Raw genomic sequence first — 25,988 nt, forward strand, 5'->3', positions numbered from 1 at the left:
CGATGCTTTCATGCCCGGATGGGAACTGCAAGTGCGAACGGCCGCGCAAGAGCGGCCGCCAGCGGGGGCCTGTCCCCTCGCGGAGACAGGTATCAGGGGAGTCGACCGCGATCAGGGAGGGGAGACGCGGTAGTGGTGCGCCAGCAGCACGGCCAGTGCGCAGGAGGCGATGCGGGACTCTTCGGAGTCGGCGCGGCTGGTCAGGATGATGGGCATCTTGGCGCCCAGCACCACGCCGGCGCTGTGGGCACCGGCCAGGTGATCCAGCGCCTTGAACAGCATGTTGCCGCTTTCCAGATCCGGCACCATCAGGATGTCGGCCTGGCCGGCCACGGGCGAATCGATGCCCTTGATGCGTGCCGCTTCGGGCGACACCGCGTTGTCGAAGGCCAGCGGGCCATCCAGCACGGCGCCGGTGATCTGGCCGCGGTCGGACATCTTGCACAGGGCGGCCGCATCCAGCGTGGCCTGCATGCCGGCGTTGATGGTTTCGACGGCAGCCAGGATGGCCACCTTGGGCTGGTCCACGCCGATCACGTGGGCCAGATCGATGGCGTTCTGGATGATGTCGGCCTTGGCACCCAGATCGGGAGCGATGTTGATGGCGGCATCGGTGATGATGAACGGACGCGGATAGGCGGCAGTCTCCATCAGGAAGCAGTGGCTGATGCGGCGCTTGGTGCGCAGGCCGGCGTCCTTGGCGACGATGGCGGACATCAGCTCATCGGTGTGCAGGCTGCCCTTCATCACGGCCTCGACCTTGCCGGACTTGACCAGTTGCACGGCGGTTTCGGCGGCAGCGTGGCTGTGCGGCACGTCTTCGATCTCGACGCCGTCCAGTTGCAGGTTGTTTTCTGCGGCCACGGACTCCAGCTTGCTGCGCGGGGCCACCAGGATCGGGTCGATCAGGCCCAGCTTGCGGGCTTCCAGGGTGGATTCCAGGCTGACGGCGTCGCAGGGGTGCACCACGGCCACCTTGATGCTGCCCAGGCTGCGTGCATGCTCGATCAGGCGGCGCGGGCCGTCCTGGCGCGGGATCAGGCGCACTTCGGGAATGTCATGCGGCGTCCACTCGATGTGCTCGGCCGGCGGGATCACCTCGGCGTCGCCGGCGATCACGACCTTGCCCTTCTGGTTCGTGCACACGCACTCGAGTGTGGCCCACTTCTTCTCCATGTCGAGCGACTTGACGCTCAGCTTGACGGTGAGCGTGTCGCCCACGCGCACCGGCGCGGTGAAGCGCAGCGTCTGGCTCAGGTAGATGGTGCCGGGGCCGGGGAACTGGGTGCCCAGCAGGGCGGAGATCATGGAGGCGCCCCACATGCCGTGCGCGATCACCGTCTTGAACGGCGTCTTGGCAGCATATTCGGCATCCAGGTGGGCCGGGTTCAGGTCGCCGGAGGCGAGTGCGAACAGCTGGATGTCTTCGTTGGTGAGCGTGCGCTCCATGATGGCGTAATCGCCGACCTTCAGTTCGCTGAAGATGTGGTTGCGCATGGTGCCGTCGGTGCTGGGCTTGACTGCCGTGGCTTGCGGCTGCATGGAGGTGAATTCTTTGCTTGCGATGTCCATGATGGATCCGTGGATGAAGGAATGAGGGAGGCTGCCGGCGTTGCCGGCAGCAGGGGAGTCAGGGCGGGAGGCCATGGCGGAAAACGCCAATCAGCGTTCCAGCACGTACAGGCCGGGTGCGTCTTCCAGCACCGGGTAGCCGCCCTTGGCAGCGCCCATGGCGGGCGGGGCGGTGGGTTCGCCGGAACGGGCGTTGAGCCACTTGTCCCAGGACAGCCACCAGGAGCCTTCGGTAACGGGGGCGTTCTGCGCCCATTCGTCGGCTGCCATGTACTTGCCGTTGTGCTCGCGGGTCACTTCGCGGAAGTGGCGGCGTGCGTGGCCCGGCTCGCTCACGATGCCGGCGTTGTGGCCGCTGTTGGTCAGCACGAAGGTGATTTCGGCATCGGACAGCAGGTGGATCTTGTAGACCGACTTCCAGGGAGCGACGTGATCGCTCTCGGTGCCGACGACATAGATCGGCAGTTTCAGGTCGTTCAGCACCACCGGACGGCCGCCCACCAGGTACTTGCCGCGGGCCAGATCGTTGTGCAGGAACATCTGGCGCAGGTAGTCGGTGTGCATGCGGGCCGGCATGCGGGTGGAGTCGGCGTTCCAGGCCATCAGGTCCATGCTGCGGGCGCGGTCGCCCAGCAGGTATTCGTTGACCATGCGCGACCACACCAGGTCGAAGGAGCGCAGCCAGACGAAGGCAGCAGCCATCTGGTTGGAATCCAGGTAGCCGGTTTCGGCCATCTGGGCTTCCAGCAGGTTGAGCTGGCTCTCGTCGATGAACAGGGCGAGTTCACCCGGCTCGGAGAAGTCGGTCTGGGCGGCGAACAGCGTCATGGAGGCGAGGCGGTCGTCGTCATCACGTGCCATGGCGGCCGCGCCGATGGACAGCAGGGTGCCGCCCAGGCAGTAGCCGGTGGCGTGGATCTTCTTGTCGGGCACGATGGCGTTGATGGCATCGATGGCCGCGAACAGGCCGCGCTCCAGGTAGTCTTCCATGCCCAGGTTGTGCTCGGCCAGGCCCGGGTTCTTCCAGGAAATGGCGAACACGGTGTGGCCCTGGTCCACCAGGTACTTGATCATCGAGTTGTGCGGAGACAGGTCCAGGATGTAGTACTTCATGATCCAGGCCGGCACGATCAGCACCGGTTCGGGGCGCACCTGCTTGGTGGTGGGCGTGTACTGGATCAGTTCCATCAGGTTGTTGCGGAACACCACCTTGCCGGGGGTGGCGGCAATGTCCTTGCCGATCTGGAACTCTTCGCTGATGGCCGGCGGCGAGTGGGCCAGTTGGCGTTGCGTGTCTTCCAGCAGGTTGCGCACGCCGCGCTGCAGGTTGGCGCCGCTTTCCTGCATGGTGCGCTTGAGCACCGTGGGGTTGCTCCACATGAAGTTGGAGGGCGAGAACATGCTCAGCCACTGGTGTGCCGCAAAGGACACCCACTCGCTGTGGTGCGGATCCACGCCGCGCACGTCACGGGTGGCTTCCTGCCACCACTTTTCCTGCATCAGGTAGGCCTGCTGCATCACGTTGAAGGGGAACTGGCTCCAGGCCGGATCCTTGAAGCGGCGGTCGCTGATCGGCACCGGAATCGGCTCGCTGGGCTCGGGCGAGGGCTGGTTGCCACGCAGCGCCTTGGACATGCCGGTTTCCATGCCCAGGGCCGCGCTCTCGATGGCCAGGCTCTGCAGCTGCTGCAGGTGCTGCTGCGCCAGCTGGGCCAGCACCAATTGCTTGCCGGGGGAGACCAGCAGGTGGATGGCCCAGTCGAAGAAGGCCATGGTGTTGAGGGCGGGGGACTGCGATCCGGTCAGCTTGGCGACGGAGGCCTGGAACTTCTGGTCCAGCAGGCGAGCGGCCTGTTCGGAGACGATTGCCTGGGGGCGTGTCGGAATTTTGGGACTGCGCATACTCGTACTCGTACTTTCCCTGATATTGATGAATACCCGATATGCTAAAGGTGGTTTATGTCATTTGGGTAACTTATCTGTAAATTGTTGCACCGCAACAAAAATTTTGCGCGTTTGGGGGTATTTTCGGCTGCTGGCAGCGACCCCTTCGCATCACTTTGGCAACGTTTCCGTTTCTTTTCCCATGCCCCGTCTTTGCGCCAACCTCAGTCTTTTGTTTGCGGACCTGCCCTTCGTCGATCGTTTTGCGGCGGCGGCATACGCAGGATTCCGGGCGGTGGAGTGCCAGTTCCCCTATGCCGTGCCCGCCATGGAGCTGGCGCAGGTATTGCGCACGCAGGATCTCAGGCTCGAGCTGATCAATCTGCCGGCCGGCAACTGGGAGGGGGGCGAACGTGGAATTGCCGTGCTGCCGGATCGCGTGGAAGAGTTCCGGGCCGGCGTCGGGCAGGCGCTGGACTACGCGCTGGCACTGGGCGTGCCGCGCATCAACTGCCTGGCGGGCATTGTTCCGGCAACGCTGTCGGCGCAGGAGGTGACAGACACGCTGGTCGGGAATCTCCGCCATGCAGCATCACGGCTGGCGCAGCATGGTCTGGAGCTGCTGGTGGAGCCGATCAACTCCTTCGACATTCCGGGTTTTGGCGTTTCGCGGCTGGAACAGGCGCTGGAGCTGCTGGGGCAGGTCGGCGCGGACAACGTGCGTGTGCAATATGACCTCTACCATGCCACCCGCATGGGCGACGATGTGCCTGCCATGCTGCGGCAGCATCTGTCCCGCATCGGGCACATCCAGATTGCCGATGTGCCGGGGCGGCATGAGCCGGGCACGGGCAGCATGGCGTACCGGGAGCTGTTTGCGTTGCTGGATGCGCTGGGGTATTCGGGGCAGGTCGGGTGCGAGTATCTGCCTCTCAGTGCCGAGGCCGCCGGTACCCAGGCGGGATTGGCCTGGATCGCCGCGCACGGACTGAGTCTGCAAGGAGATGGCGCATGAAGGCGACTTCCGGCCCGCTGGCGGCCACTGCTGCCGGGCAGCTGTTGCGACGCATGTTCGATGCGGCGGTGGCGTCAGCACAGCCCTCGGTGTGCGTTCCGCCGCACGTGCCAGATCCGTCCGAACTAGGCGCTCGAGGCCGGCTGGTGGTGATCGGGGCAGGCAAGGCATCGGCCGTCATGGCGCAGGCGGTGGAGCAGCATTGGCGCGGACGCACGGAGCAGCTTTCGGGGCTGGTGGTGACGCGCTATGGCCATGCCGTTCCGTGCGAGCGGATCGCCATTGTGGAGGCGGCGCATCCGGTGCCCGACGAGGCGGGCCTGCAGGCTGCGCAGCGCATGCTGCAACTGGTTCAGGGCCTGACGGTCGATGATCTGGTGCTGTGCCTGATTTCCGGCGGGGGTTCGGCCTTGCTGCCTTTGCCGGCGCCGGGCCTGAGCCTGACAGACAAGCAGGCGCTCAGCCGTGCCTTGCTGACATCGGGAGCGAGCATTCACGAGATGAACTGTGTGCGTCGCCACCTCTCCGCGATCAAGGGCGGCAGGCTGGCGGCCGCCTGCCATCCGGCGCGCGTGCGTAGCCTGCTGATTTCGGATGTGCCTGGTGATGCCCCTGCGGAAATTGCGTCGGGGCCGACGGTTGGCGACCCGACGACCTGCGCTGACGCACTGGAGATCGTGCAGCGCTACGGCATTGCGCTGCCGGACGCGGCGCGGGAATGGCTGGAGAGTGGGCAGGGAGAAAGCATCAAGCCGGATGATGCGCGCCTGCAAGGCAACAGGGTGCATCTGGTAGCTACGCCTCAGCAGGCACTGGAAGCGGCGGCAGCCTTGGCACGTGCCGGAGGGTATCAGCCCCTGATTCTGGGCAGTGCGCTGGAAGGCGAGGCGCGTGATGTAGGACGCATGCTGGCGGGCATGGCCTTGCAGGTGGTGCGGCATGGACAGCCTGTGGCAGCGCCCTGTGTGCTGCTGTCAGGCGGAGAGACGACGGTGACCGTGCGCGGGCAGGGGCGCGGCGGACGCAATGTGGAGGCCTTGCTGTCCTGTGCGATCGCGCTAGGAGGGCAGCAGGGCGTGTACGCGCTGATGGCGGATACCGACGGTGTGGATGGGGCCGAAGAGCGGGCTGGTGCGCTGTGTGGCCCCGATACGCTGGCGCGTGCCTGGAGCCAGGGGCTGGCACCGCGCGCCGCGCTGGACGCCAACAATGGGCATGGCTTCTTCGGCGCCATTGGCGATGCCGTGATCACCGGGCCGACATTGACCAACGTGAATGACTTCCGGGCCATCCTGATCGCCGCGGGGACACTGGCGCAGTCCTGAGTGGGTGTGTGGCGTGAGCCCGAGCATGACCTGGAGCGTACAGGCTGCGGGTGCAGCTCTGTGGACGATCCGGAAAAACGCTGCCCTGCAGGGCAATCCGTCGCCTCGTACAATTCCTGTCCATGACAGATTCGTCTTCCCCCATCACCTGGCGCAAGCCGGACGGCAGCGTGGTCTCCTGTTTCGAGAAGGTCAAGGTCCTGAACGAGAACTACACGGAGTTGCGCGAACTGCTGCAGGATTCGCTCGACGATGCGCTGCTGATGGGCTGCAGCGAGGCGCAGGTGCGCGAGGCTTTCCGCCAGCTGATCGACTCCATCCAGGCCAGCGTGAGCGAGGATCCGGACGCGATCTGACCTCTGCACGCTGCGCGTGAAGCGGGCGACTCCGGTCCGGCGTCTTTGGCAGGGTGCCTCGACCTAGCAAATCCGGATGAAAAACCGGTGACATAGCTCGTCACATCTGGACGGTTTTTGCCGGGCTGCGGGGCTTGGCCGGATGAGGAAATCCAGCATAATGGCCTACATGAACCAGCTTGATGCCCTCAAACAATCCACAACGGTGGTCGCGGACACCGGTGACTTCAACCAGATGGTGCAATTCCAGCCGCAGGATGCCACCACCAACCCCTCGCTCATCCTGAAGGCGGTGCAGAAAGCCGACTACGCGCCGCTGCTCACCGAGACGGTGCAGTGTGTAGGTACGCAGGATCTGGCGCGCACCATGGACGAACTGCTGGTGCAGTTTGGCTGTGCGATTCTCAAGCTGGTGCCGGGTCGCGTCTCCACCGAGGTGGATGCGCGTCTGTCCTTTGACACCGCTGCCACCGTGGCACGTGCCGAACGCATCATGGCGCTGTACAACCAGCAGGGCATCGGCAACGACCGTGTGCTGATCAAGATTGCCTCGACTTGGGAAGGCATCCAGGCGGCGCAGCAACTGGAAGCCAGGGGCATCCGCACCAACCTGACCCTGCTGTTTGCCTTCTGCCAGGCCGTGGCCTGCGGCAATGCCGGCGTGCAGCTGATTTCGCCCTTTGTGGGCCGCATCTACGACTGGTACAAGAAGCAGGCCGGCAGCCAGTGGGACGAGGTGGCCATGGCGGGCGCCAACGATCCCGGCGTGCAGTCGGTACGCCGCATCTACCAGTACTTCAAGCAGCATGGCATCGGCACCGAAATCATGGGAGCCAGCTTCCGCAACATCGGCCAGATCATGGCGCTGTCGGGCTGTGATCTGCTCACCATCAGCCCGGATCTGCTGGCGCAGCTGTCCGATGCCGAGGCCCCGTCGGGTTTCGTGCCGGCGCTCAATCCGGCCATGGCAGGCGAAGAGCCGATGCCGGCCATCCGCTACGACGAGGCCAGCTTCCGCTATGCGCTGAACGAGGACGCCATGGCGACTGAAAAGCTGGCCGAGGGCATCCGGGCGTTTGCTGCCGATGCAGGCAAGCTCGAACAACTGATGCTGGCGGCGGCCTGATCGGTTCCCGACCCTCATGATGCACAAGGATGCATACGACGCCGGACTGGCCATTGACGCACCTGCATGGGAGTCGTTGAGCAAGCTGGCGCGTTGCTTCCCGGTCAATCATCATGAGCCAGGCGGGTATCGCCTGCTCGACACCTCCACCTTCGACCTGCGCCGCGCCTTTACGGAGGATGCACGGCGCGTTGAGCGCTTCAGCCAGACACTGAACGATGCAGACGGCCGCCTCTTGCTGCATGTGGATTTTTCCAAATCCCATCTGGATGAAGGCGTGATGCAGGCCCTGTTGCGCCTGGCGGAGGAGCAGAAGGTTTGTGCCCTGCGCGATGCCATGTTCAGCGGGGGTGCCATCAACACGACCGAACAGCGGCAGGTGATGCACTGGCTGTTGCGTGCGCCGACGTCCGGAGGGTTGCCGGCCGACCTTCAGCCGGTCTGGCACGAGATGGATGCGGTCCGTACGCAGTTCCTGGCGTTTGCGGAGGCGGTGCGCGCCCGGCCGGAGATCACCGATGTCGTCAATATCGGCATCGGCGGCTCCGATCTGGGGCCGCGGATGGCGGTGCGTGCGCTGGAGCCTTTCGTGGTGCAGGGCAAGCGTTTCCACTTCGTCAGCAATGTCGATGGGCATGAACTGCAGGCCGTGTTGCGCCAGGTGCAGCCGCGCAGCACGCTGTTCATCATTGCCAGCAAGACCTTCACCACGCTTGAGACCATGACCAATGCAGCCACTGCGCTACAGTGGTCCCGCGAGGCGGAGCAGGGTGCCTGGGCTGATCGCGTGCAGGACCATTTCGTCGGCATCACCACCAATCTGGAGGCGGCGGCGCAGCTTGGTATCCGCACCACCTTCGGCTTCTGGGACTGGGTGGGGGGACGCTACTCGGTCTGGTCGGCCATCGGCCTGCCACTGGCCATTGCCATCGGGGCGGAGGCGTTCCGGGAATTTCTGACCGGCGCCCATGCGGTGGATCGGCACTTTCTGGAGGCGGAGCCGGCCCGGAACCTGCCTCTGCGCATGGGTCTGATCGATGTCTGGCGCAGCAGCTTCCTGGGTCACGCCGCACGTTGCATGGCGCCGTACCACAGCGGCCTGCAGGCCTTGCCGGCCTATCTGCAGCAACTCGAGATGGAGAGCAACGGCAAGGGGGTGAGCCGCGATGGCGAGCATCTGCTGTATCTGACGGCGCCAACCGTGTGGGGTGAGCCGGGTACCAACGGGCAGCATGCGTTCTTCCAGCTGCTGCATCAGGGACCCCACGTGTTGCCGGTGGAATTCATCGCGGTCCGGAAGGCGCACCATCCGTGGCAGTTGCATCATCGCCTGTTGCTGGCCAATGCATTGGCACAGGCGCAGGCGCTGATGGTGGGGCGTGACGATCCGGATCCGCAGCGCTGTTGCCCGGGCAATCGTCCGAGTACCTTCCTGTTGCTGGACGAGCTGACTCCGCGTGCGCTGGGTGCCTTGCTGGCGCTGTATGAGCACCGCGTATTTGTGGCTGGAGCCGTGTGGAACATCAACAGCTTCGACCAGTTCGGGGTGGAATTGGGCAAGCGGCTGGCCAAGGACATCATCCCCCGGATGGAATCGGGCGATGCCGAAGGGCTCGATCCGTCCACGGCGGATCTGTTGGCGCGTCTGCTTTGAAGAAGAAATGCCCGCAAGATGCGGGCAGAGGAGGGGCGTGCCGGCAGACGCCCCGCCGCGTCGACGCTGTTACTCGACCGTCAGGCGCTGTGGCGCGCTGCTGATCTTCTTGGGCAGGGTCAGGCACAGCACGCCGTTGTCATACCTGGCCTTGGCGTTGGCTTCGTCGATATCGGACGGCAACTGGAAGCTGCGCGACACCTCGCCGTAGTAGCGCTCGGTGCGCAGCACCTTTTCGCCTTCGGTCTGGCGGTCCTGCTGGCGGATTTCGGCGCGCAGGGTGACGATACTGCCTTCAACGGAAACGTGGATGTCTTCCTTGCTAACGCCGGGTATGTCCGCCTGCACGGTGAAGTCCTTGTCGGTTTCCTTCACGTCGATGCGGATTTGCGAGGCAGAGGGCAACGGGTCGCCATGCAGGGGCTTCACGAAGAAGCCGGGCGCCACGTCCTTGAAGAAGTCATCGAACAGACTGCCGCGAGTCATCAGAGAATTCATGGGATGTCTCCTGGGAAAAATGCATGAAGAATCAACGGTGCCGGCAACGTTGGATACTATCCAGTTGGGATTTTCCAGGGGCATTTCAAGGGCGGGGCAGGGGTATCGAAATGTAGCTGCGCCGCTGTAGCAGGAGGGATGATGGGGTATTACCGGGGGCAGGCGTCGGCAGTCCTGCTGGACAGCCAGCAGCACGGGGAGCAGGCGGAGCTGCTTCTGGTGGAAGGGGACTCGGCGGCGCAGTCGGTGGCTGCTGTGCGGCAGTCATTGCGCCAGGCGGTTCTGCCTCTGCAGGGCAAGCCGCTCAACGCGTGGCGGGCATCGGAGCGCAAGGTGGCAGAAAGCCCCCTGTACCAGCAGCTGGCCATGGCGCTGGGGCTGGAGGGGGCGACGGCGCATGCCGAAGGTGCGGCCTTGCCCACGCTGCGTTTTGCGCGCCTCATGCTGCTATTCGATCCCGACGCCGATGGCATCCACATTGGTGCGCTGGTGCTGCTGTACCTGCAGCGCTGGCTGCCGCAATTGCTGCGGGAGGAGCGCGTCTGGATGGTGCGGCCGCCGCTGGGGGCCGTGCGCTGGACGGATGGGGAGACGGGCGAAATCCTGCTGCAGCAGGCGTATGCGCAGCCGCAGTTGCAGCAGTTGCGCCAGCTGGCGCTGGAGCAGGGCGGGCTGGATGTGCAGCAGTTTGTCTACCGTGGCCTGGGCAGCCTGCCGCAGCAGGTGCTGTTTGAGGCCTGCGTCCAGCCTGCGACGCGCCATGCACATGTCGTGCGCGAGAGTGACTTGCGTGCGGTGGTCGATGTGTTTGGCTAGGGCTGTGCGTAGGGATTGGCCAGTCCCAAACCGGCCAGGATGGCGATTTCTTCGGCCTCCATCGCTTCGGCCTCTTCCTCGCCGGTTTCATGGTCCCAGCCCTGCGCGTGCAGCGTGCCGTGCACCAGCAGATGGGCGTAGTGCTCGGCCAGGGGTTTGCCCAGCTCGGCAGCTTCGCGTGCCACCACCGGGGCGCACAGTACCAGATCGGCCATCACCACTGGCGCGCTGCTGTAGTCGAAGGTCAGCACGTTGGTGGCGTAGTCCTTCTGGCGGTAGTCGCGGTTGAGCGTCTGGCCCTCTTCGGCATCGACGATGCGTACGGTAATTTCGGCTTGCAGCACGTCGCCATCCAGCGCATGACGGATCCAGCGCGTGACCTTGTGGCGCGGCAGGGCAGCGCGGTGTTCGGCCACGTCATCGAAGCGGGCGAACTGCAGCGACAGGGACAGGGGCGGAAGGGGGGCTGGCATGATGAAGTCGGTAAAGTCGGGCGTCGGGCAGGTCGGTGTATCGGTACCTGCGCTCAAGCGGCATCGCGCGCACGGCGCGTGGCGGAGCTGGCCGCGTCGTAGGCATCCACAATGCGGGCCACCAGCGGGTGGCGCACTACATCGGCGCTGGTGAAGCGCACGTGCGAAATGCCCTCCACGCGCTTGAGGATGCGCTCGGCCTCGATCAGGCCGCTGGTCTGGCCCTTGGGCAGGTCGATCTGGCTGATGTCGCCGGTGACCACCGCCTTGCTGCCGAAACCGATGCGTGTCAGGAACATCTTCATCTGCTCGGGCGTGGTGTTCTGCGCCTCGTCCAGGATGATGAAGGCGTTGTTCAGGCTGCGGCCACGCATGAAGGCCAGTGGGGCAATTTCCAGCGCATTGCGTTCGAAGGATTTCTGCACCTTGTCGTAGCCCATCAGTTCATACAGAGCATCGTAGAGCGGACGCAGGTAGGGGTCGACCTTCTGCACCATGTCGCCGGGCAGAAAGCCCAGGCGTTCGCCGGCCTCGACGGCAGGGCGGGTCAGCACGATGCGTTGCACGGCGCCGCGTTCCAGCGCGTCGACGGCGCAGGCCACAGCCAGGTAGGTCTTGCCAGTGCCGGCGGGGCCGATGCCGAAGGTGATGTCGTTGGCAGCAATCGCCTGCAGGTACACGCCCTGGGTGGAGGTGCGCGCGCGCAGGTCGGCGCGGCGGGTGGCGAGCTGTGCATCTTCGGTGGGCAGGGGCTCGGTGCCGTCGCCGGCCAGCATCAGCTGCACGGTGGAGGCGCTGATGGGTCGCGCAGCCTGCTCGTACAGCGCTTGCAGCACTTCCATGGCGCGGTTCGCCTTGGCCTTGGGGCCGTCGACCTTGAACTGCTCGTGGCGGTGCGCGATTTTCACCCCCAGGGCCTGTTCGATGGTGCGCAGGTGTTCGTCCAGCGCACCGCACAGGTGCGACAGGCGGCTGTTGTTGAGGGGGATGAAGGAGTGGCGCAGGATCACGGGGCGATAATCAGGACTTGTTGAAGTGACTGCAAACAAGGATACCCCATGATCGGCAAGCTGACCGGCACCCTGCTCGAAAAATCGCCCCCGCAAGTGCTGGTGGATTGCCATGGCGTCGGCTATGAAGTGGATGTGCCGATGAGCACCTTCTACAACCTGCCGGCGGTGGGGGAAACGGTGAGTCTGCTCACGCATTTTGTCGTGCGGGAGGATGCACAACTGCTGTTTGGTTTTGGCAGTGTCGAGGAACGTAATGCTTTCCGGCAGTTGCTGAAGATCAGCGGCGTGGGGGCGCGTACGGCGCTGTCCATCCTGTCCGGATTGAGTGTGGCCGATCTGGCGCAGGCGGTGACGGCGCAGGAGGCTGGGCGGCTGGTGAAGGTGCCGGGCATCGGCAAGAAGACGGCAGAGCGTCTACTGCTGGAACTGAAGGGCAAGCTGGGCGCAGAGCTGCCGGTGGTGGCCGGCAGCGGCGGGCTGCAGAACGAAGCCCAGCTGGACATCCTGCAGGCGCTGGTGGCGCTGGGTTACAGCGACAAGGAAGCGCAGCTGGCGCTGAAGGCGCTGCCGCCGGATGTGGGCGTGAGCGAGGGCATCAAGTTGGCGTTGAAGGCGCTGGCGCGCTGAGCGCGTTGTCACGGCGGCAACTGCATGGCTCGGCAATGGCCGTACGGTTGCGCTGTGGCGGTGCGCCACGGCAAGCAGCATGCCGAAGCGCCCATCGCGTCCTCAGAACGCCCCGAACATGGTGCCCAGCGTGATCACCGAAACCAGCGCCAGCATCGGAATGCCCACGGTCACCATCGCCATGTTCAGATAGGCCTGCTTGTGCGTCAGTCCGCAGATGGCGAGCAGGGTGATGACGGCGCCGGAGTGCGGCAGGGTGTCGAAGCCTCCGGCGGCGATGGTTGCCACGCGGTGCAGAAGTTCCGGTGAAATGCCGGCTTCGGTCGCCATGCGCAGGTAGTCTGCGCCGAGTGCCTGCAGCGCGATGCTCATGCCGCCCGAACTGGAGCCGGTGATGCCAGCCAGCACGTTCATTGCGACGGCCTCGGAAATCAGCGGATTGCCGGGCGAGACGTTCAGCACCGCATCACGGATCAGCGCAAAGCCGGCCATGCTGGCGATGACGGCACCGTACCCCACTTCGGAAGCCGTGTTGAAGATGGGCAGCATGGACCCCAGCGTGCCCTTGTTGATGCTGTGTTTCAAATTGGACCAGTGCGACCAGCGCGTCACGATCAGCACCAGCGAAGACACCAGCAGCGCCACGATGATGGCCCACATGCCGCTTTGTTTGCCGGCATCGACCTTCGGAAAACGTTCGCCCATGAAGCTGAAATCCATGCCCTTGAACACGCCGAAGGTGAGCAGAGCGTTGATGCCGATCACCAGCACCAGCGGCAACATGGCCAGTGGCAGCGGAATGGAGCGGGCCAGTTCGTTCAGGTCCACGCCTTCGACGGCGGCCTGCAGCTCCAGGCGTGGATCGTCTTCGCCGTAGCCTTCACCTGCCAGGCGTGCGGCACGGGCGCGGGTGTTGATCCACAGCAGACCAAGCCCAAGCATGATCAGGCCGGCGATGATGCCCAGGCCGGGAGCTGCAAAGGTGTGCGTGCCGAAGAAGGGGATCGGAATGGCGTTCTGGATGGCGGGCGTGCCTGGCAGCGCCGTCATGGTGAAGGTGAAGGAGCCCAGTGCAATGGAGGCGGGGATCAGGCGCTTGGGGATGCCGGACTCGCGGAACAGGGATTTGGCGATCGGGTAGATGGCGAACGCGACCACGAACAGCGAGACGCCGCCATAGGTGAGCACGGCGCAGGCCAGTACCACGGTGGCAATGGCATGGCGGGCACCGAGGCGGCGCATCAGCCATTGTGCGATGGCGTTGGCGGCACCGGAGTCGGCCATCAGCTGGCCGAACAGGGCGCCCAGCAGAAACAGCGGAAAGAAGTTGAGGATGTACCGGCCGAGCGCTCCCATGAAGGTGTCGGTGTAGATCGGGAGCATGAAGCCGATATCCCCGGACAGGAACACGGCCAGTGCAGCCATGAGCGGCGCGAGTATCAGTACCGAAATACCGCGGTAGGCGAAGAAGATCAGCAGGACGAGGGAAAGAATGATGGCGAATGTGCTCACCGCGAGTGTCTCCTTGGAATGCAGGGCGCGCTGCAGAAGCAGGCGCGCAGGGCGATGCCGGCACGTCACTTTCAGATGCGTGAAGGCGCGTGCCGTTTGACAAGGGGGCGAGCTTAGCGGTGAACGCCGGGTGTTTTTATGAATCAGGCGCTGTTCAAATAATGATCAATCCCGATTGGGAAAATTTCAATATTGGAATCTGTCAAAGAACATGATCAAACTTGGCGGCAGGCGGCAGGCGGCAGGCGGCAGGCGGCAGGCGGCAGGCGGCAGGCGGCAGGCGGCAGGCGGCAGGCGGCAGGCGGCAGGCGGCAGGCGGCAGCGCCATGCCTGAAACAGATCAGCCGGGAGCGCAGCCAAGGCGAGCCATCGCCGCTGGCCCTTGCAGCAGCCAGAGGGCATCGTCGCCCTGATGCTCCGGATGTTGCCAGACAGGCTGCAGCGCGCGCAGGAAGGCGTGGCGCTGCAGGGTCTCCTCGCTGGTATCGCCCCAGATCCAGACACGGCGTTGCTGCAATGTGTGGCAGAGCCGGTCATCGAGTTCCTGCGGGCGGATGAACAGGGTGGCCTTGCTGGGAATGTCGAAGGCTCCGGCTTCCAGCAATTCCTTGCGCCAGTTGTCATGACGGAGCAGCTCCGGGTCGTCCCATGCGCTGACCACCCACATCGGGCGGTCGGTGTCGAGGTAGAAGGGCAGGTCGTACTCGTATTCATCCAGCATGATGATCTCGTCGGAGGGCCGCAGCTGTTGCTGCAGCAGGGGCACGGCGCTGCGGGAGGATTCGGGCTGATAGCGTGCAGCCGCTCCGATCCCGACAACGCAGAGCAAGGCAGCGGAGAGCAAGAAGGTCGGCAGGTGTCGATTTGACAATAATGTCTGTTGCGACTGCGACTGCGACTGCGACTGCGACTGCGACTGCGACTGCGACTGCGACTGCGACTGCGACTGCGACTGCGACTGCGACTGCGACTGCGACTGCATTTGCGAAGTTTGCCGCTGGCGACGCGACCGCTCCCAGGCCAGTGCCCATCCCGTCAGCAGCATCGCCCAGGCCGGCAGCACCGGCAGAATGTACCCTGCCAGCTTTGAACGGGGTAGCGAAAAGAACACCGTGATCACCAGCAGCCAGACCCAGGCCAGGCGCTGCAACGAGGCAGCCCCGCCCAGCGGTCGGGCAGGAACCAGCAAGGCGCTCCGGTTGGCGGCCGACTGCCAGTGGTGCCATGCAGTCCGCAATCCCGGAATCAGCCACAGCGACCAGGGCAGCGTCAGTCCGAACAGCACCACCGGATAGAACCAGGCTCCATGCTGGTTGTTGAAGCCCGTTTCGGCAAAACGCTGAAAGTGCTGGTAGATGAAGAAGTAGTGCAGAAAGCCCGGATAGCGCTGATCCATCAGCACGAACCAGGGCAGGCCCACGGCCAGCAGCAGAAGCAGGCCGGGCAGCGACAGCAGGCGCCACAGTCCGATCCAGTGGCGTTGCCAGACCAGCCACACAAACAATACAGCTCCCGGCAGCACGATGCCGATCAGCCCTTTGGCGAGCAGGCCGAGCGCAGCAAGCAGATAGGCCAGCAGGACCCAGGGCTTCCATGGCAGGCCGGCTTTCGCCTGCAGCACGGCATGCGCGGCGGCAAGAATGGTGCAGCTGATCAGCCCGGCAACCAGCATGTCCAGGTTGGCATACTGCGCGCCTCCGAACAGAAAGGGCATGGTGGCCAGCATGGCCAGGGTCCAGCCGGCCTGGCGCAAACCGGCATGCCGCAGCAGAAAGAGGTACATGCCCATGCCCATCAGCCAGGCGCCCAGTATCGAGGCCATGCGCGCCACCCAGGGATCGGCGCCGAACAGCTTGAGCGCAGCGGCGTTGATCCAGTAGAACAGCGGCGGCTTGTGAAAGAAGGGCAGGCCATTGAGCAGCGGCACGGCCCAGTTGCCGCTGATGGCCATCTCCAGGGAGATGCTGGCGTAACGCCCTTCGTCCGGCATGGCCAGCGGGCGCCAGGCGGCGGTGCATAGCAGCCAGGCAGCGAGCAGCAGCGCTGGCCACAGAACAGGATGACGGACCAGCGAATGGCGCCAGAAAGCGGGGGAAAGGAACTGCATGCAAGGGCACCGGAAAAGCCTCCGCGCCATGCAGAGACCATCGGCGCATGGTAAGCGCAGGCAAGGGCGGCTGGCTGAGGGATTTCTTAAGACTGCATCGTAGACCCGGGCTGGGGCACAATAAGCGCTTGCTGTATTACATTTGCCATGGCCATCCACACTGACAATCTCTCCGCAGCCCCCATGCCCGAGCCGGCGCGCCGCGTGGTGTCGCCGGCGCCAGCCTCGCCCAACGAGGAGGCGCTGGAGCGTGCCTTGCGCCCCAAGCTGCTGGACGAATATGTGGGCCAGATGAAGGTGCGCGAGCAGCTGGAAATCTTCATTGGCGCGGCAAAGAAGCGTGGCGAGGCGCTCGACCATGTGCTGCTGTTCGGTCCGCCCGGCCTGGGCAAGACCACGCTCAGCCACATCATCGCGCACGAGCTGGGCGTCAACCTGCGCCAGACCAGCGGCCCGGTGCTGGAAAAGCCCAAGGATCTGGCCGCGCTGCTCACCAACCTTGAGCCGAACGACGTGCTGTTCATCGACGAGATCCACCGCCTGACGCCCGTGGTCGAGGAAATCCTCTACCCCGCGCTGGAGGATTACCAGATCGACATCATGATCGGCGAAGGTCCGGCGGCTCGTAGCATCAAGCTGGATCTGCAGCCCTTCACGCTGGTGGGCGCCACCACGCGCGCCGGCATGCTCACCAATCCGCTGCGCGACCGCTTCGGCATCGTGTCGCGGCTCGAGTTCTATACGCCCGAGGAGCTGGCCAGCATCGTGCGTCGCAGTGCCGGCCTGTTGGGTGCGCCGGCCGATCCGGAGGGTGCCTTCGAGATCGCCCGCCGTAGCCGCGGCACGCCGCGTATCGCCAACCGCCTGCTGCGCCGCGTGCGCGACTATGCCGATGTGAAGGGCGACGGCCGCATCACGCTGGACATGGCGCAGCGCGCGCTTTCCATGCTGGATGTCGATCCGCAGGGCTTCGACGTGATGGACCGCAAGCTGCTCGAAGCCGTGGTGCACCGTTTCGATGGCGGCCCGGTGGGGCTGGACAACATCGCCGCCAGCATCGGCGAGGAACGCGACACCATCGAGGACGTGATCGAGCCTTATCTGATCCAGCAGGGCTTTCTGCAGCGCACGCCGCGCGGGCGCATTGCCACCATGGCGGCGTACCGGCATCTGGGGGTGGCGGCGCCGCAGGCCGCAGAGGGGTTGTTTCCTGCGGGTGAGGCGGGCTGAGAGCGCCGCGATCGCTGTGCCAAGTCTGCAACCCGCACATGCGGGGGCAGCTCGCGATCGCCGTTTTTTTTCCTTTACGAAAAGCTTGCCACGGCCACTCGCAGCTGAAGGGCGCGATCGTTCTGATTGACCCACCGGGAGTCCCTGACGCAACGTCCATATTCTGGAGGGCGCGAACAGCGGGCTTGCGACTTCCGTTCTCCTCCTACAGCTGGTCGCGCCCGGGCTTTCCATAATGGATTGCCAACAGGGAGAGACCAGATGAAATACCGCAGCTACAAGGAAGCCATCGAAAAACGCGCCAGGACCGACGGCCTGATGCAGTACGTGTTCCAGCAGATGGCCGCGTTCAACGACGGCAAGGAAATCGACCTCGATTTTCTGAGCCGTTCCGATGTGGGGGCCTTCTGCCAGGCTTTGGGTTTTGACGCCGACCGCAACTGGGCCAGACTGACGCTGGATCAGATCGCACCGCCTGACAAGCTCGGTCCCAACGTGGTGCCTGCCAAGGAAAGCGCGCTGGTGCTGCATGCCCTCAAGGTGGCGATCCAGAAGGAGTGGCTGCTGCCGCGCGAAGGCAGGGAGCCGCAGCTTGATGTGCTCAACGATTTTCTTCCTGCTCCCGGCCGCTTCCAGAAGAAGAAAACGCTGGGCCACGGCTGGGAGTTCCAGTATGCGCTGGCGGTGGAACTGGAACATGGCCGCACGCGTGGCGCCAACGTGAGCAACAACCATCCGCTGCTCACCGGCATGGTGGTGCTGGCGCATCTGGCTGAAGATCGTCTCTACTATGCGCGTCTCTGGGTGATGGAAAGCGAAGGCGAACTGTTCAACCTGCAGCTGGAAAAGGCCAAGCCCACCGAGATTTTCGACAAGATGGAGGAGCTGGGCCATGCCCGCGAACATCTGCAGGCACGCATGGCCGAGAAGCTCGCCATCGCGAGGGCTTGAGGCACGCGCCCTGTCTCCCGTATAATCCCGTCCATTCCCAAGGAGCGTTGCACCGCCATGCGCAAGGCATGGCGTCAGGCTTGGGCACCATTGCAACGACGCTCACCCCACAATTTCCGGTGCGGTGAGCTTTTTTTTGTCCCGTCACCGGTTTTTACAGATCCTTCCTTGGAGCAAAACCGATGAACGCCAAGCATATGACCCAGGCGCCTGCCGACAGCGCCATTACCGACATCTCCCTCGCCGCCTGGGGCCGCAAGGAGATCGCCATTGCCGAAACCGAAATGCCCGGCCTGATGGCCATCCGCGAGGAATACGCCGCTGCGCAGCCGCTCAAGGGCGCGCGCATCACCGGCAGCCTGCACATGACGATCCAGACCGCCGTGCTGATCGAGACCCTGCAGGCACTGGGCGCCCAGGTGCGCTGGGCCTCCTGCAACATTTTCTCCACGCAGGACCACGCTGCTGCCGCGATTGCCGCCGGTGGCACACCGGTATTCGCCATCAAGGGCGAATCGCTGGAAGACTACTGGGACTACACCCACCGCATCTTCGACTTCGGCCCCAAGGGCAGCGCCGGCGAAGGCCCCAACATGATCCTGGATGACGGCGGCGATGCCACGCTGCTGATGCATCTGGGCAAGCAGGCCGAAACTGATCCGTCCGTGCTGGCCAACCCCGGCAGCGAGGAAGAGCGCATCCTGTTTGCCGCCATCAAGGCCAAGCTGGCCGAAGACGGCACCTGGTACAGCCGCAAGAGCGCCGAGATCCTGGGCGTGACCGAGGAAACCACCACCGGCGTGCACCGCCTGAAGGAAATGAGCGTCAAGGGCACGCTGATGTTCCGTGCCATCAACGTCAACGACAGCGTCACCAAGAGCAAGTTCGACAACCTGTACGGCTGCCGCGAATCGCTGGTGGATGGCATCAAGCGCGCCACCGACGTGATGGTGGCCGGCAAGGTGGCCGTGGTCTGCGGCTACGGTGACGTGGGCAAGGGCAGTGCCCAGGCCCTGCGCGCCCTGAGTGCCCAGGTCTGGGTGACCGAAATCGATCCGATCTGTGCCCTGCAGGCCGCCATGGAAGGCTACCGCGTGGTGACCATGGAAGAGGCCGCGCCGCTGGCCGACATCTTCGTCACCACCACCGGCAACAAGGACGTGATCCGCTACGAGCACATGGCCGCCATGAAGGACCAGGCCATCGTCTGCAACATCGGCCACTTTGACAACGAGATCCAGGTCGCCGCACTGGAAGAGAAGTGCCAGTGGGAAGAGATCAAGCCGCAGGTCGATCACGTGATCTTTCCGGACGGCAAGCGCATCATCCTGCTGGCCAAGGGCCGTCTGGTGAACCTGGGCTGTGCTACCGGCCACCCCAGCTACGTGATGTCCTCCTCCTTTGCCAACCAGACCATCGCCCAGATGGAACTGTTCTGCCATCCCGAAGGCTACGACGTGGGCAAAGTCTACGTGCTGCCCAAGCATCTGGACGAGAAGGTGGCCCGCCTGCAGCTGCGCAAGCTGGGCGTGAAGCTGACCGAGCTGACGGACGAGCAGGCCGCCTACATCGGCGTGCCCAAGCAGGGTCCGTACAAGCCGGACACCTACCGTTATTGATGGTGCAGCCATCACTGTCTTGACTGTCTGAAGCCGCCATGTCTCCAGCCCTGGGTCCTTCCGTGTTCCCCGATGCCGAGCGCGAACGCCTGCTCGCCCTGAAAGGGGTGGGGCCGGCTGTGCTGCTGCGTCTGGAACAGACCGGCCATGCGCCGCTGGCGGCGCTGGTTGGGGCTGACCCGGTGGAGATCGTGGCCGAGATTGCGGACCTGATGCGCTCTTCATGCTGGAAAAACAACCCGCATGCGATCCGCGCCATCGGTTCGGCGATCGACCTGGCCAACCTGCAGCATGAAGAGGGGCAGGCCTGATGCGCGCCGACCAGTTGCTGGTGGAACGCCAGCTGGCCAGCAGCCGCAGCCAGGCGCAGCGCCTGATTGCCGCCGGGGTGCAGTGGCGTCTGCAAGGTGCTGCCTGGCAGCCGGTGCGCAAGAATGGGGACGAGCTGCCGCCGAACGCCGAGCTGCAACTGCAGGACGAAGCCGAGGCACGCTACGTCTCGCGTGGCGGCCTCAAGCTGGAAGGCGCGCTCGAGCTAGTGGGACTGGATGTGACCGGCCTGCGCTGCCTCGATGTGGGGCAGTCCACCGGCGGCTTCACCGATTGCCTGCTGCAGCACGGTGCTGCGCAGGTGACGGGGCTGGATGTTGGCCAGGGCCAGCTGCATCCGCAGCTGCGTGCCGATGCGCGCGTGACGGCACACGAGAAGGTGAATGCGCGGGATCCCGAAGCGCTGGCCGCTGTCCTCAAGGAAGCCTTCGACCTGCTGGTCGGTGACTTGTCGTTCATCTCGCAGACCCTGGTGCTGCCTGCCGTGCTGGCCTGGCTCAAGCCGGGCGGGCAGTTGCTGATGCTGGTCAAGCCGCAGTTCGAACTGCAGCCAGCCCAAATGGGCAAGGGCGGCATCGTGCGCGATCCGGCGCTGTACGCCGAGGTGGAGCAGCGCCTGCGCCAATGCTGCGCCGACCAGCAGGTCGAGGTGCTGCACTGGCTCGACAGCCCGATTGCCGGCGGCGATGGCAACCGCGAATTCTTTATCCACGGCCGCAAGGCCGGATGAACAACCCATTTTTTGTAAAGGGACTGACGCCATGACCGCGCCATCCATCAGCTTTGAATTCTTCCCCCCCAAGACACCCGAAGGCGCAGAGAAACTGCGCACGGTGCGCCAGAAACTCTATGCCTGCAAGCCCGAGTTCTGCTCGGTCACCTACGGTGCCGGCGGTTCCACCCAGAAGGGTACCTTCGACACCGTGCAGGAAATCCTGCAGGAAGGCATGGAGGCCGCCAGCCACTTCTCCTGCGTGGGCGCTACCCAGGCCAGTGTGCGCGAGCAACTGGAAACGCTGCGCCAGATGGGCGTGAAGCGCCTGGTCGCCCTGCGCGGCGATCTGCCCAGCGGCCACGGCCTGGGCGGCGAGTTCATGCACGCCAGCGATCTGGTCAGCTTCATCCGCGTGGAAACCGGTGACTACTTCCATATCGAAGTCGCTGCCTACCCCGAAGTGCACCCGCAGGCCCGCAGCCCCGAGGCCGACCTGCGCGCGCTCAAGGCCAAGGTCGATGCCGGCGCCAACGGCGTGATCACGCAGTATTTCTTCAATGCGGACGCCTACTTCCGTCTGGTGGACGATGCCGCCACGCTGGGCGTGAGCGCTCCCATCGTGCCTGGCATCATGCCCATCACCAGCAGCAGTCAGCTGATCCGCTTCTCCGACGCCTGCGGCGCCGAGATCCCGCGCTGGATCCGTCTGCGCCTGCAGTCCTACGGCGATGACGTAGACAGCATCAAGGCCTTCGGTCACGAAGTGGTGGCAGACCTGTGCGAACGCCTGGTGGAAGGCGGTGCCCCGGCACTGCACTTCTACACCATGAACCAGGCCGCCCCGACGCTGGCCCTGTGCGAGCGCCTGGGCCTGAACGTGGCAGAGCCCGCAGTCGCTTGAACCTGACACGGAAAATAGCAAGGCCCCGACTCTCGCGAATCGGGGCCTTGTCATTTGGTGGCCACCCTTGTGGCAGGGATTCAGTGCATGTCGCGCATCACGCTTGCCTCGTACTGTGCCGTAAAGGGCTGATCGCAGCAGGGCAGAGTCGCGTGGCTCACAGCATCAGGCGCGCAGCCCTCCATCCGCCGGCTTGCGCATGCGCTGGATCAGCGTCACCACCGCCAGCACCACGGCGCCCACTAGCAGGCCAATGCCCAGGTTGACCAGCATGGCGGTTACCGAGCTGAACAGCCCGCTCCAGCTCAGTTCGATCTCGTGCAGCCAGTGCGCCAGCGGCGCGATGCCATGCGCGATGATGCCGCCACCGACCAGGAACATGGCCAGCGTGCCCAGCACCGACAGCGCACGCATCAGCCAGGGCGTTCCCCACAGCAGGAAACGGCCGAAGGCGCGGGCGGTGGCACCGGTCTTCTGGCTCAGCCACAGGCCGACGTCATCCAGCTTGACGATGCCGGCCACCAGACCGTACACGCCAACCGTCATCACGATGGCAATGGCAGACAGCACGGCAATGCGCTGCGGCAGCGCGGCAGCGGCCACCGTACCGAGGCTGATCACGATGATTTCGGCGGACAGGATGAAGTCGGTCCGGATTGCACCCTTGATCTTGTCCTTTTCGTAGGCCACCAGATCCACGGCCGGGTTGGCAACCGCTTCCACCATCTCGGCATGATGCGCTTCCTCTTCGGACTTGCTGTGCAGGAACTTGTGCGCCAGCTTTTCCACACCTTCATAGCAGAGGAAGGCGCCACCCACCATCAGCAGCGGCTTGATCAGCCAGGGCAGGAAGGCGCTGATCAGCAGCGCCAGCGGCACCAGGATCAGCTTGTTCACGAACGAGCCCTTGGCCACCGCCCACACCACCGGCAATTCGCGATCCGCCTTCACGCCGGACACCTGCTGCGCATTCAGCGCCAGGTCGTCACCGAGCACACCGGCGGTTTTCTTGGCCGCAACCTTGGTCATGACCGAAACGTCATCGAGCAGGGTCGCAATATCGTCAAGCAGCAGGAACAGGCTGGAGGCCATGGAAGTCTTTCAGGGAAAGTGGAAAATCTGCGCTGATTCTAGGGCTTGCGCACGAAAAACCGTGTCGGAAAAGAACGCCAGTTCAGCCCAGCGTCACGCGCGCAAACTTGCGCTTGCCCACCTGCAGCACATAGGTGCCGGCGGCCAGCTTCAGGCCCTTGTCGCTCACCACGCTGCCATCCACGCGCACGCCGCCGCCATCGATCAGGCGGTTGGCTTCACCGGACGATGCCGTCAAACCCGCCTGCTTCAGCAGGGCACCAATGCCCACCGGCGCGCCGCCTTCGCCCAGCGGCAGGCTGCGTTCGTCGATCTCGTCGGGAATGCCGCCGCGCGAGCGGTTGATGAAATCCTGCTCCGCCGCGTCGGCCGCAGCCGCGCTGTGGAAGCGCGCAGTGATCTCCTTGGCCAGCGCCACCTTCACTTCCTTCGGATTGCGTCCGCCTTCCACTTGCGAGCGCAGCATGCGGATTTCTTCCTCGGAGCGGAAGGACAGCAGCGTGAACCAGCGCCACATCAGCGTATCGCTGATCGACAGCACCTTGGCAAACATGGTGTTCGCGTCTTCGGTGATGCCGATATAGTTGTTCTTGGACTTGGACATCTTGTCCACGCCGTCCAGACCCTCCAGCAGCGGCATGGTCAGAATGCACTGCGGCTCCTGGCCGTACTCTTCCTGCAGGTGGCGGCCCATCAGCAGGTTGAACTTCTGGTCGGTACCGCCCAGCTCGATGTCGGACTTGAGCGCTACCGAGTCGTAGCCCTGCATCAGCGGGTACAGGAACTCGTGGATGCTGATCGAGTTGCCGGCATGGAAGCGCTCGTGGAAGTCGTTGCGCTCCATCATGCGCGCCACCGTGTACTTGGCCGCCAGCTGGATCATGCCGCGTGCGCCGAGCTGGTCATTCCACTCGCTGTTGTAGCGGATCTCGGTCTTGCTCGGATCCAGCACCTTGCTGGCCTGCTGGTAGTAGGTCTCGGCGTTGTACTTGATCTGCTCGGCCGTCAGCGGCGGGCGCGTGCTGTTGCGGCCGGAGGGATCGCCAATCAGGCTGGTGAAGTCGCCGATCAGGAAAATCACCGTGTGGCCCAGATCCTGCAGTTGGCGCATCTTGTTCAGCACCACGGTGTGGCCGATGTGGATGTCGGGCGCCGTCGGGTCCAGCCCCAGCTTGATGCGCAGCGGCTGGCCGCTCTGTTCGGACTTGATCAGTTTGCGCAGCCAGTCGTTCTCGGGCAACAGTTCCTCGCAACCGCGTTTTGTAACATTCAACGCATGTAGCACATCCGGACTTGGGTTCAACTGGTTGATTTCTGTATTATTTAACGTTTTCATTGTGTTTTTCCGGGGCGCTTGCAGCGTAACATGCGCTTGCAATTGGCGAAAAGGGTTGCGGGTAATTCAGGTAGCTGACAGAGAAAGACTGTCATACTCCTCACCCAGATGTCATCCTGCTCCTACAAAGGTGTAGGGAGGAAGACGACAGTAACAGGAAGTGGCGCTCATTTTAGCCAAGAGCGTCGAAGTAGGGCGGCAGGAAGCTTGATCTTCCCGCAATGACACCCAGGTGTCGCGGAGTGCCGTCGAAGTGCATGCAGGTTCCAGGCGATCGTGCCGGCTGCATATGCCGAGAAACCTTTGCGTGGCCAGACCGGCCCATGACTGCATGGCGACTGCCGGTTGCCTGTCGGGGATGCTGCGCAAATCTGTGGCCGAAGCCACAGCGGCCTTCCGTGGTAAGAAATTGATGATTGAAACCGAACAGACAAGCGAAGTGGAGCGAGACAGCGAAACCGGTGTGACCGGTACGCTGCGCGCTGCCGCACGCGAGGCGCGCGCATGGACGCGCCAGCACCCGCGCATCGGCCTGGGCGTGCTCGCCAGCCTGATGCTGGCAGGCGCCGGTGGCGCCTTTGCCGTGGTCACGCCGAACCAGCAGGACGATGTGGTAATCCGCCAGGTGCTTGAAGTGGTGCAGCCCGCCACGGCCCTGAGCAAGCAGGAAGCCGATCTGCGTGCGCACGACTTTGTCCTCTACCGCAATACCGAAACCCGCGAGAACGACACGGCAGCCAGCCTGCTGACCCGTCTGGGCGTCAGCGACGCGGCGGCAGAAAGCTATCTGCGTGCGACCGATGCCGTGCGCGGCGAAGTGCTGGGCCAGAATCTGCGCCAGGTCCAGGCCGAAGTGTTGCCTGACCAGCGCCTGCAGTCCCTGCGTGTGCGCTGGGTCGAGCCGGGCCAGACGCGCCGCTATCAGGAACTGACCGTGAGCCGCGAGGGCGATGGCTTCCGTTTCAAGAACAAGTCCGGCGCCACCGAAGTGCGCGCCGAGCTGGCCAGCATCCCGCTCACTGGCAAGTATTTCCAGGCGACCGGTGCTGCCGGCGTACCCTCCGCAGTTGCCACCCAGGTGCTGGACATCTTTGATCCGGTCGCCAATATCGAACAGGATGCACGCAAGGGCGACAACCTGACCGTGGCCTACGAGAGCGTAGCTGTGGATGGGCAGGTGCTGGGCTTTGGCCGCGTGCTGAATGCCAGGGTGCTGGTGCAGGGCAGCACGCACAGCGCTGTCCTGTTTGACGGTGGCCGCGGCCAGTCCGGCAAGTACTACACGCCCGAAGGCAAGAGCCTGGATCTGGCCTACCTGCCCTCGCCGATTCCCAGCGGTGCCATCATTACCAGCGGCTTTTCTCCCTACCGCATCCACCCCGTGTTTGGCGAGGGGCGTCCGCATACCGGTGTGGACTACCGCGCAGCCATCGGCACTCCCGTCGTGACGGTGGCGGACGGCACAGTGAGTTTTGCCGGTGTGCAGACGGGCTACGGCAATGTGGTCATCGTCGAGCACGCCAACAAGCAGTCCACGCTGTATGCGCATCTGAACCAGATTCACGTGCGTGTCGGCCAGAAAGTGGCGCAGGGCAGCCTGATTGCCAAGTCCGGCAACACCGGCTGGTCCACCGGCCCGCACCTGCACTTCGAAACGCGCAACAACGACGTGCCGGAGAACCCCGAAGTGGTGCTGGCCGAAAAGCGTGCCGAAACGCTGACGGCCTCGCAGCGCCCGGCGTTCAACCAGGCCGTGGCCCTGGCCCAGCGCAACTGGGAACAGGCACAAGCCATCCAGCTGGCCAGCGCCCGCTGAGCCACCACAGGGGCTGGCGT

At 64.3% G+C, this 25,988-nt stretch carries 23 protein-coding genes and 1 riboswitch; of the genes, 14 read left to right on the forward strand and 9 right to left on the reverse strand.

Features of this window, described 5'->3' with window-relative positions:
• Positions 1-111 precede the first annotated feature (111 nt).
• Complete coding sequence (locus BMW28_RS06565) at positions 112-1,542, reverse strand: bifunctional enoyl-CoA hydratase/phosphate acetyltransferase (RefSeq protein ID WP_091816156.1); 1,431 nt, start codon at positions 1,540-1,542, stop codon at positions 112-114.
• A 120-nt stretch (positions 1,543-1,662) separates the two neighbouring features.
• A complete protein-coding gene (locus tag BMW28_RS06570; protein ID WP_091815657.1) occupies positions 1,663-3,474 on the reverse strand; it encodes a PHA/PHB synthase family protein in 1,812 nt (603 codons plus the stop codon).
• Between the two features lie 28 nt (positions 3,475-3,502).
• Here BMW28_RS06570 and BMW28_RS06575 point away from each other — a divergent pair, with 28 nt between their 5' ends.
• From BMW28_RS06575 to pgi, 5 genes are all read left to right on the forward strand, one after another.
• On the forward strand, positions 3,503-4,471 hold the full coding sequence (locus tag BMW28_RS06575) for a TIM barrel protein (protein WP_327020813.1): 969 nt from the start codon (positions 3,503-3,505) through the stop codon (positions 4,469-4,471).
• The gene (locus BMW28_RS06580) at positions 4,468-5,796 is read left to right on the forward strand and encodes a glycerate kinase type-2 family protein (RefSeq protein ID WP_091815664.1); all 1,329 of its coding nucleotides are present in this window, start codon (positions 4,468-4,470) and stop codon (positions 5,794-5,796) included. Before BMW28_RS06575 ends, BMW28_RS06580 begins: the two co-directional genes overlap by 4 nt.
• 122 nt (positions 5,797-5,918) lie before the next feature.
• Positions 5,919-6,152: a hypothetical protein gene (locus BMW28_RS06585; RefSeq protein ID WP_091815666.1), complete on the forward strand. Its 234-nt coding sequence runs from the start codon at positions 5,919-5,921 to the stop codon at positions 6,150-6,152.
• Between the two features lie 169 nt (positions 6,153-6,321).
• Positions 6,322-7,278 carry a transaldolase gene (tal, locus tag BMW28_RS06590; RefSeq protein ID WP_091816159.1) on the forward strand — a complete coding sequence of 319 codons (957 nt, stop codon included), beginning with the start codon at positions 6,322-6,324 and terminating at the stop codon, positions 7,276-7,278.
• A 19-nt stretch (positions 7,279-7,297) separates the two neighbouring features.
• Positions 7,298-8,932, forward strand: a complete 1,635-nt coding sequence (gene pgi, locus BMW28_RS06595) for a glucose-6-phosphate isomerase (protein WP_091816162.1) — start codon at positions 7,298-7,300, stop codon at positions 8,930-8,932.
• A gap of 69 nt (positions 8,933-9,001) precedes the next feature.
• Here pgi and BMW28_RS06600 read toward each other — a convergent pair whose 3' ends face one another.
• Positions 9,002-9,430 carry an Hsp20/alpha crystallin family protein gene (locus BMW28_RS06600; RefSeq protein WP_091815669.1) on the reverse strand — a complete coding sequence of 143 codons (429 nt, stop codon included), beginning with the start codon at positions 9,428-9,430 and terminating at the stop codon, positions 9,002-9,004.
• A 138-nt stretch (positions 9,431-9,568) separates the two neighbouring features.
• Here BMW28_RS06600 and BMW28_RS13225 point away from each other — a divergent pair, with 138 nt between their 5' ends.
• A complete protein-coding gene (locus BMW28_RS13225) occupies positions 9,569-10,246 on the forward strand; it encodes a toprim domain-containing protein (RefSeq protein WP_091815672.1) in 678 nt (225 codons plus the stop codon).
• On the opposite strand, the gene ybeY is transcribed toward BMW28_RS13225, so the two are convergent.
• A complete protein-coding gene (ybeY, locus tag BMW28_RS06610; RefSeq protein ID WP_091815673.1) occupies positions 10,243-10,719 on the reverse strand; it encodes an rRNA maturation RNase YbeY in 477 nt (158 codons plus the stop codon). The genes BMW28_RS13225 and ybeY overlap by 4 nt on opposite strands.
• A 53-nt stretch (positions 10,720-10,772) precedes the next feature.
• Positions 10,773-11,729, reverse strand: coding sequence for a PhoH family protein (locus BMW28_RS06615; RefSeq protein ID WP_091815676.1), 957 nt, complete (start codon positions 11,727-11,729; stop codon positions 10,773-10,775).
• Positions 11,730-11,777: 48 nt separating this feature from the next.
• Here BMW28_RS06615 and ruvA point away from each other — a divergent pair, with 48 nt between their 5' ends.
• Positions 11,778-12,359, forward strand: coding sequence for a Holliday junction branch migration protein RuvA (gene ruvA, locus BMW28_RS06620; protein ID WP_091815679.1), 582 nt, complete (start codon positions 11,778-11,780; stop codon positions 12,357-12,359).
• A gap of 102 nt (positions 12,360-12,461) precedes the next feature.
• Here ruvA and BMW28_RS06625 read toward each other — a convergent pair whose 3' ends face one another.
• Both BMW28_RS06625 and BMW28_RS06630 read right to left on the reverse strand, forming a co-directional pair.
• Positions 12,462-13,871, reverse strand: a complete 1,410-nt coding sequence (locus BMW28_RS06625) for a GntP family permease (RefSeq protein ID WP_091816166.1) — start codon at positions 13,869-13,871, stop codon at positions 12,462-12,464.
• A gap of 340 nt (positions 13,872-14,211) precedes the next feature.
• On the reverse strand, positions 14,212-15,978 hold the full coding sequence (locus BMW28_RS06630) for a phospholipid carrier-dependent glycosyltransferase (protein ID WP_159430727.1): 1,767 nt from the start codon (positions 15,976-15,978) through the stop codon (positions 14,212-14,214).
• A 147-nt stretch (positions 15,979-16,125) separates the two neighbouring features.
• Between BMW28_RS06630 and ruvB the strand changes: the two genes are divergently transcribed.
• From ruvB to metF, 6 genes are all read left to right on the forward strand, one after another.
• Positions 16,126-17,208 carry a Holliday junction branch migration DNA helicase RuvB gene (gene ruvB, locus BMW28_RS06635; RefSeq protein ID WP_091815685.1) on the forward strand — a complete coding sequence of 361 codons (1,083 nt, stop codon included), beginning with the start codon at positions 16,126-16,128 and terminating at the stop codon, positions 17,206-17,208.
• 261 nt (positions 17,209-17,469) lie between these two features.
• Positions 17,470-18,159, forward strand: a complete 690-nt coding sequence (locus BMW28_RS06640) for a DUF5661 family protein (RefSeq protein ID WP_091815686.1) — start codon at positions 17,470-17,472, stop codon at positions 18,157-18,159.
• Positions 18,160-18,192: 33 nt separating this feature from the next.
• Positions 18,193-18,270, forward strand: a riboswitch (S-adenosyl-L-homocysteine riboswitch).
• Positions 18,271-18,356: 86 nt separating this feature from the next.
• Complete coding sequence (gene ahcY, locus BMW28_RS06645) at positions 18,357-19,778, forward strand: adenosylhomocysteinase (RefSeq protein ID WP_407640943.1); 1,422 nt, start codon at positions 18,357-18,359, stop codon at positions 19,776-19,778.
• 38 nt (positions 19,779-19,816) lie between these two features.
• On the forward strand, positions 19,817-20,089 hold the full coding sequence (locus BMW28_RS06650) for a Pathogenicity locus (RefSeq protein ID WP_091815691.1): 273 nt from the start codon (positions 19,817-19,819) through the stop codon (positions 20,087-20,089).
• Entirely contained in the window at positions 20,089-20,838 is a 750-nt protein-coding gene (locus BMW28_RS06655) for a TlyA family RNA methyltransferase (RefSeq protein ID WP_091815693.1), read from the forward strand. The genes BMW28_RS06650 and BMW28_RS06655 overlap by 1 nt, the downstream gene beginning before the upstream one ends.
• Before the next feature lie 31 nt (positions 20,839-20,869).
• A complete protein-coding gene (gene metF / locus BMW28_RS06660) occupies positions 20,870-21,724 on the forward strand; it encodes a methylenetetrahydrofolate reductase [NAD(P)H] (protein WP_091815696.1) in 855 nt (284 codons plus the stop codon).
• Between the two features lie 165 nt (positions 21,725-21,889).
• Here metF and BMW28_RS06665 read toward each other — a convergent pair whose 3' ends face one another.
• Together BMW28_RS06665 and tyrS are read right to left on the reverse strand one after the other, a co-directional pair.
• A complete protein-coding gene (locus BMW28_RS06665; RefSeq protein ID WP_091815699.1) occupies positions 21,890-22,816 on the reverse strand; it encodes a DUF808 domain-containing protein in 927 nt (308 codons plus the stop codon).
• A gap of 82 nt (positions 22,817-22,898) precedes the next feature.
• On the reverse strand, positions 22,899-24,152 hold the full coding sequence (gene tyrS, locus BMW28_RS06670; RefSeq protein WP_091815702.1) for a tyrosine--tRNA ligase: 1,254 nt from the start codon (positions 24,150-24,152) through the stop codon (positions 22,899-22,901).
• 412 nt (positions 24,153-24,564) lie between these two features.
• Between tyrS and BMW28_RS06675 the strand changes: the two genes are divergently transcribed.
• Entirely contained in the window at positions 24,565-25,968 is a 1,404-nt protein-coding gene (locus tag BMW28_RS06675; RefSeq protein WP_159430728.1) for a M23 family metallopeptidase, read from the forward strand.
• The last annotated feature ends 20 nt before the right edge of the window (positions 25,969-25,988 follow it).

The organism is Allobrachymonas denitrificans DSM 15123 (assembly GCF_900110225.1).
GTDB lineage: Bacteria > Pseudomonadota > Gammaproteobacteria > Burkholderiales > Burkholderiaceae_C > Brachymonas > Brachymonas denitrificans.